Consider the following 234-nt stretch of genomic DNA (forward strand, 5'->3'; position numbering starts at 1 on the left):
GTTATGAATATCATTAAACGCTTCTGGTGCCGTCTGAAATCACCGAGTAAAGCGGCAGCGGGTGTGGTGCTGTTTCTGGGCTTTATGGGCGGTCTGCTGTTCTGGGGAGCCTTTAACACCGGGATGGAGGCCACGAACACCGAAGCTTTCTGCTCTGGCTGTCATGCCCCCATAGTGAAGGAGATACGTGAAACCATTCACTACTCAAACCGTTCGGGTGTGCGGGCGATTTGT

1 protein-coding gene is annotated in these 234 nt (G+C 53.0%); it reads left to right on the forward strand.

The window, feature by feature from the left end; translation table 11 throughout:
* On the forward strand, positions 1–234 hold a 234-nt coding region (locus R0J87_RS24940; RefSeq protein ID WP_498889714.1), incomplete at both ends, for a NapC/NirT family cytochrome c.

The sequence above is a fragment of the Halomonas sp. SIMBA_159 genome (assembly GCF_046536035.1).
GTDB classification, from domain to species: Bacteria; Pseudomonadota; Gammaproteobacteria; order Pseudomonadales; family Halomonadaceae; genus Vreelandella; species Vreelandella venusta_A.